The 6,656-nt window shown below is 38.9% G+C and carries 8 protein-coding genes; 1 reads left to right on the forward strand and 7 read right to left on the reverse strand.

The genetic code is table 11. The features are described from left to right. From ACLL8Z_RS11670 to ACLL8Z_RS11700, 7 genes are all read right to left on the reverse strand, one after another. Nucleotides 1–648, reverse strand: a 648-nt coding sequence (locus ACLL8Z_RS11670) for a PstS family phosphate ABC transporter substrate-binding protein (RefSeq protein ID WP_411274967.1), incomplete at its 3' end; no start/stop codon positions are given. Between the two features lie 220 nt (nucleotides 649–868). After that, nucleotides 869–1,693: an energy transducer TonB gene (locus tag ACLL8Z_RS11675; protein WP_411274968.1), complete on the reverse strand. Its 825-nt coding sequence runs from the start codon at nucleotides 1,691–1,693 to the stop codon at nucleotides 869–871. Between the two features lie 35 nt (nucleotides 1,694–1,728). Next, complete coding sequence (locus tag ACLL8Z_RS11680) at nucleotides 1,729–2,280, reverse strand: ExbD/TolR family protein (protein WP_411274969.1); 552 nt, start codon at nucleotides 2,278–2,280, stop codon at nucleotides 1,729–1,731. 31 nt (nucleotides 2,281–2,311) lie between these two features. Next, nucleotides 2,312–2,935, reverse strand: a complete 624-nt coding sequence (locus tag ACLL8Z_RS11685; RefSeq protein ID WP_411274970.1) for an ExbD/TolR family protein — start codon at nucleotides 2,933–2,935, stop codon at nucleotides 2,312–2,314. Between the two features lie 92 nt (nucleotides 2,936–3,027). Then, nucleotides 3,028–3,855, reverse strand: a complete 828-nt coding sequence (locus ACLL8Z_RS11690) for a MotA/TolQ/ExbB proton channel family protein (protein ID WP_411274971.1) — start codon at nucleotides 3,853–3,855, stop codon at nucleotides 3,028–3,030. A gap of 477 nt (nucleotides 3,856–4,332) precedes the next feature. After that, complete coding sequence (locus ACLL8Z_RS11695) at nucleotides 4,333–4,677, reverse strand: translation initiation factor (protein ID WP_411274972.1); 345 nt, start codon at nucleotides 4,675–4,677, stop codon at nucleotides 4,333–4,335. A gap of 5 nt (nucleotides 4,678–4,682) precedes the next feature. Further along, the gene (locus ACLL8Z_RS11700; RefSeq protein ID WP_411274973.1) at nucleotides 4,683–5,555 is read right to left on the reverse strand and encodes a diacylglycerol/lipid kinase family protein; all 873 of its coding nucleotides are present in this window, start codon (nucleotides 5,553–5,555) and stop codon (nucleotides 4,683–4,685) included. Between the two features lie 211 nt (nucleotides 5,556–5,766). On the opposite strand from ACLL8Z_RS11700, the gene metK reads away from it, so the two are divergent. Next, a partial coding sequence (metK, locus tag ACLL8Z_RS11705; RefSeq protein ID WP_411274974.1) for a methionine adenosyltransferase occupies nucleotides 5,767–6,656 on the forward strand: 890 nt, incomplete at its 3' end.

Genomic DNA, 6,656 nt, shown 5'->3' on the forward strand with positions numbered 1-6,656 from the left:
AACCTGTTTTTCAAGGTCCACTGGTGGCTGCACAATCCAATTTACACCTACCACCCCGATAGTCCCCGGATTATCGTGAACGTATCTGATAACTTCCGAGTTTGTTTTAAGTGCATATACACCTTTCGCTGGAAGTTCTTTAACGACTGCAAGCTCTTTAAAGTATCGGACTGTACTCGAATTTGCATTATCAAAAACTAAGTTACCCAATGGAGACTGTTGCCCTTTCAGCACTTTTATGATATCCTCTACAGTTACTGTTGAATCTTTTATTGAGTTATGGGCAATCAATGCAATGCCATCAACAGCGAAACGATTTACCCTTACTTTGATCTTTTTATTATCAAAATGCCTACGTTCATCATTGGTCAATTCACGGGATAAAATAGCAACCTGCGCGCTATCATCAAGAAAGGAATTAATTAACTCGTTTTCCGATTTATCGATTAGTACAAGCTTCGCATCAGGATAAGTGCTTTCGAAAACGTATGTCTGGTCCTCTATAATGGGAACCAGGGATTCATCTACCAGAATTTTTTCGTTACCACTGGTGTAGGATTGTATTTCTTCATTGCGTTGCTGGCAAGAAACAAGCAATGCAATAAAACCAACACATATGAGAGACCTTAAATTAACGTAACCAATCATTGAGAGCGAAGTAAACGCACAAACCTTAAAAATGAATATCCTATTAATAAAACTCCAAAAGCTATTCTATATCCCGGGGCCAAATCAATAGGGATTTCTTTCCAAAACATGATTATTATACGCAATACAAAATAGAGCGAAAACATCCCTAGCCCTAAAATAAACAGAAATCGCTTTGCGGGCGATTTCTGTATTTTTTCCTGATCCGTAGTCAGCGACATTATTGTCCTTGCAGCTGGAAGAAGATAGGCATTGTATAAGCAACCCTTACCGGACGACCATTTTGGATACCTGGTTTCCAGGCCGGTGCGTTTTTCATTACACGCACGGCTTCCTCATCACAACCGCCACCTATTCCACGCAAAACCTTGATATCTGTTAGATTACCATTTTTTTCAACTACAAAGCTCATAATAACCCGACCACTGATATTATTTTCACGAGCCATAGGCGGATATTTCAAATTCTTCTGAAGGTACTTACCCCATCCCGCCATTCCACCAGCAAATTCAGGAAGAACCTCAACGCTAGCAAAATCCTTGATACTATTGTCTTCGACAACCTCCAATTGCTTAGGAGCCTCGCCAACCGGTTCATCAATTACTATCTCTGCATCCGGGTTACCTTCAATTGTCTTTTGGCCTGGGTCTGCTACCTTCAATTCTTCAACTGTTGGCGGCTCTTCATCCCTAACTTCCTCGGCAGGTACAACTACAGGAGGAGGAAATTTCACCTGGTCAATCTTCGGTTTCGGAGGCTCCGGCGGAGGTGGAGGAAGTTCCTCTTTGTTAATTGGAGGTGGAGGAGCTAATACAACTTCCGTGATCTTCTCTTTCTCAGCTTCCGGCAAAATACCCGAAATGTAGCGGATGATCAAGGGCATCGAAACTAATACAATAAATAGTACCGATCCGATAATCACTGCGCGGCTTGTAGTTTTGGAGTTATCTCTCCTCAACTCATACGCACCATAGGATTTATTCCTACCTGCGAACACCACATCAAGCCATTCCGTTTTGAATAAATCTATTTTTGACCCTAACATAATTTACTTCTTTAGTGGGTTATTTATTTTTGTTATTATTTGTAAAGCCCGTCTCGCTTTAACAATCCAATATCCGGATCCGATATCTCAACTATAGCGTACTGATTAATATTTGAAACCTTCATTTCATCAAGAATATCAACGAAATTCCGGTAGTTCGACTGATCACTAGGTTTGATCAAAACGATCAGGCCTTTCTTAGGATCACCTGTTGCGGCGATTACCTTTTTTGAATACTCAATTAAGGCTTTCCTTATACCATTTCTTCCGTAATTATCCACTTGCGGAGGAGTTAATGGTTTATCAACCAAACCCATATACCATTCCAAACGATTACCCGCACCTAAAAGTATGGTCATCGTTCTGTTATCAGCAACTGTTAATTCTTGTTGATCTTTATCATCCTTATCAGGCATGGCCATATCCATCGCCTGAGGTTTTGCCAATGTAGTGGTAAGCATAAAAAAGGTGATCAGAAGGAATGCAAGATCCACCATCGCTGTTAGATCTACACGTGTAGATTGTTTTTTACTTCTGACTTTCCCGCCTTTATTCTTACCCCCGCCGGAGGTATCTAATTCTGCCATCGTGTTCTAATTAAATTAATTATACGAAATACTATTTCTCAGTTGGCCTCAATGAGGTTATCAAACTGAATTTATTAATGTTCTGACTCTGAAGGATGCTTGTAACCTTCTTGATCTGTGGATACTCTTCACTTGAATCCCCTTTAATGCTGACACGCATATCAACATTATTCAGTTCTTTTGTAGCATAACGCGCAGACAAAATCCAGTTGTGCAGTTCTGATGGTCTTGTATCAACAGAATCTGTTGGAATACCTGGCTGAAGACCTTCTTTATTTCGGTCGTCACCTTTTAATGCGATAATCTGTTTAAGATTGCCAATTGGTACGCCAAAACTCTCGATTAGAGAAAATCTTAGTTTTTCCTCATCAGTAAACTGCAAATTATATTTCTCCGCCATTAGTTCCAGTGTTCGAACTCTTATAGGCTGTCCTGGCACTCCAAAAAATACTTTCTTCTGGCCTATGGTTAATGTAGCAATATCCACATCCGGCAGCTTGAACTTAACAGTTGAAGCCGGGGTATCTACAGGAAGCGCTTCTGGCTGACGAGCTGTTGCTGTAAGGATAAAGAATGTTAGCAACAAAAACGCCACATCGCACATTGCCGTCATATCGATAGCGGTACTTTTTCTGGCAACTTTAGCTCTAGGCATAGTTTATATTATAATAATTAAAATCCTGTTAGTATATAGATGGAAAGATTACGGGTTTTCCATAAAACCCGTAATCTTTTTTTTCAACTATATTATTTATGAGTACTGGCGTACGTTTGAACGATTGAAAAACCTGCTTCATCGATAGCATAAGTTAGTTTATCAATTTTTGAGGTAAACAAGTTGTACATAATAATTGCTAATGCTGAGGTCGCAATACCTGTAGCAGTATTGATAAGTGCCTCAGATATACCGTTTGCAAGAGCAGCCTGATCCGGTGAACCTGCAGTTGACAATGCCGCGAAAGCCTTGATCATACCCGTTACCGTTCCTAATAGTCCCATTAATGTACCGATTGATACAAGTGTTGCTATCACTGTAAGATTTTGCTCCAGCATTGGCATCTCTAAAGCGGTAGCTTCTTCAATATCTTTTTGGATTGCAAGACATTTTTGCTCAGTATCCATCTTAGTCTCAACTTCCATCTCTTTATATTTTTTCAATCCGGATTTGATAACATTGGCCACAGAACCTTCTTGTTTATCACATTCGGCGATAGCTGAATCGATATTTCCTGCACCGATAAATGATTGAATCTTTTTAACAAAAGCATCAATATTTCCTTTTCCAGTTGCTTTGCTAATAACAAAGAAACGCTCGAACGAAAACACAATTACCATAAGGAATAATCCCATTAATACTGGCACTACATAACCTCCTTTGTAAACCATTCCAAAGTAGTTTCCTGGCAGTGGGTGGCCGTTTTCCGGATCACCTCCTTCAAAGTTCGATGGGTCGCCCATTACGAATTTCCATAAAAGTACTCCTACAAGAATACAAAGTACGATTGATAGACTTGCAAAAATGCTTGAACCAGAGCTCTCTTTCTTCGCTGTTGTTGGTTTTGGTGCGTTCGCCATTTTTTTAAAATTTTAGTTTTTAGTTGTTGATTAATGTAACAGTTAATTGATTTTGGTGATTTGTGTTAATTTTTAATGCTTTAAATAGCTATCATATAATGTTTGCCGTTATAACGGATAACAAAAATATAATTTTCGACTTAATAAAAAATTATTTGTGAATTTATTAACTCTATTTATTCATTTTTGTTAGATCTACCCCTGGAATCAAGCAAGAAATGCTGTTCTAAAAGAAGATCAACGGTACAAGGCTATCGATTTACAATAAAAACTATTTTTTATTGTAATTGCAAATTTTCATAAGGCATTTGACGAATATACAAAGTTTAAACACACATCCAGATATATAAGTGCTTGATTTTAAGATAATTTATTTCACAGTTTATAATTTGATACAATAAGTTAAAAAACTTAAACCTTTTAAACGCTGAATACTAAAATCTAAAAAATTTAATACAATAATAACATTTCGATAGGTCAGCCACCTGCTTTTTTAGCCCTAAATCCTTCGGCTTGAAGTAATTGAAGAACTTTTTCTCTAAAATCCCCCTGTATCAGTATCTCTCCATCTTTGGCAGAGCCACCTACACCACACTTTTGCTTCAATTTCTTTGCCAGCGAAATTAAATCCCCGGCAGTACCTCTGAACCCTGTGATAAGTGTAACAGCTTTACCTCCTCTTTGTTTCTTATCCAGCTGAATGCGCAAATCCTGCTCGCGGTTATCCGGTGTACTTTCAAACTCATTATGTTCTGTCTGATATTCGAAATCAGGATCTGTGGAATAAACCACCCCCGATAATCCTCGGTTTTTTTTTGACATATTTATTACACTAATACAGCTAACGACAGTGGCTTTACTTTAATCCTTAATTCTGAACCCATACTGCAAGGCTCGCCATCAATGTGTATAGCACCACTTCCTTCTCTTATAATACGAATATCCTTGCCCTTCATAATCTCTACAAAGTTAGATGTGTGGGTGCTTCTATTAAACATTTTGTATCCAAGAATAGGGAATTGATACAAAGGGAATGGTTTAATTATGACGACATCGAGAAGTCCGTCTCTCAACGAAGCAAAAGGTGATATGTGTGCATTATTACCAAATTGAGAAGAATTTGCTATGCTGATCATAAAGGCGTCACGGACTATGCGTTTGCCATCTATCTCAAGAATATAATTCTGGCATTGATAGTTTGAAATTTCGGCAATAGCTGTTTTAACATAACCGGCAAGCCCCCGGGTTATGTGATTTGCAAATATAGTACTGATATGGGCATCAAAGCCAATCCCCGCCATATTAAAAAAATTCCGGTCGTTAAATGTTCCGGAATCTATCCGATTAATGTTCAGCTTATTTAGGGCCAGTACTGCAAGTCTGTCATCCAGCGAAATTCCAAGTGAGCGGGCTAAGCCGTTACCAGATCCGTAGGGAATGATGCCCATCAATTTTCCGGACTCGCCTATTCCCGAGGCAACTTCATTTATTGTACCATCGCCTCCAACCGCCACAAGGACATCAGAATCGCGATTTACCTTCTCCAGGGCAAGCTCATAGGCATGGCCACGGCCCTCAGTGAATACATATGTTGCATTGAATTTCGCTGCATCAAGAAATTTAGCAGCCATATCCGGAAAGTTCACTTTGCTTTTTCCTCCCGATATGGGATTGATTATAAATATTATATTTTTCTTCAACCGCTACTACTATAAAATCCAAAATTACTGTTAAATTTTTCAGTTCTTAAAAATTATCCTACTTTTGCAGTGCGAAAAAAGTGGATCGATTTGCGTTGATTGCAACCACGTAAAAAAAAGTGCTAAAACATACTCTGATTTTTACCTCCCTGCAATCAATTCTTGCTTTCTTCTGAATTTAATATTAACAATTTTAAACAACAGAATTTTTATGCCTTATTTATTTACCTCAGAATCTGTTTCAGAAGGTCATCCTGACAAGGTTGCAGATCAGATATCTGATGCTTTGATTGATAATTTTCTAGCCTGGGATGCTGATTCTAAGGTAGCTTGTGAAACACTGGTTACGACCGGTTTGGTTGTTCTGGCAGGCGAGGTAAAGTCGCAAACTTATTTGGACGTGCAAAAAATTGCGCGCGATGTGATCCGTAAGATCGGGTATACAAAATCGGAATATATGTTTGAAGCCGACTCTTGCGGTGTTATTTCGGCAATTCATGAACAATCTGCAGACATCAATCAAGGTGTTGATAGAGTAGAAAAGCAAGATCAGGGAGCAGGAGATCAGGGTATGATGTTCGGTTACGCTACAAGCGAAACTGACAATTATATGCCACTTGCGCTGGATTTAGCTCATAAGATTCTAACTGAACTTGCTGCTTTACGTCGTGAGGATTCATCAATAAAATACCTTCGTCCTGACGCAAAATCTCAGGTAACTATTGAGTATAGCGACGATCACAAGCCAATTCGTATTGAGGCAATTGTTGTTTCAACACAGCATGATGACTTTGATACTGAATCTGCTATGCAGAAGAAAATTCAGGATGATATCATATCTATTCTTATTCCAAGAGTAAAAGCTCAGCTGAAACCTGAACTTCAATCGTTATTTACCGACGCTATTAAATATCATATCAATCCAACTGGTAAATTTGTTATCGGCGGACCTCATGGAGATACGGGGCTAACCGGTCGTAAGATCATTGTTGACACCTACGGTGGAAAAGGAGCTCATGGCGGCGGTGCATTTTCAGGAAAAGATCCATCCAAAGTGGATCGTTCAGCAGCCTATGCTACCCGTCATATTGCTAAAAATCT

It is taken from the genome of Daejeonella sp., from assembly GCF_046590655.1.
Classification (GTDB): domain Bacteria; phylum Bacteroidota; class Bacteroidia; order Sphingobacteriales; family Sphingobacteriaceae; genus Daejeonella.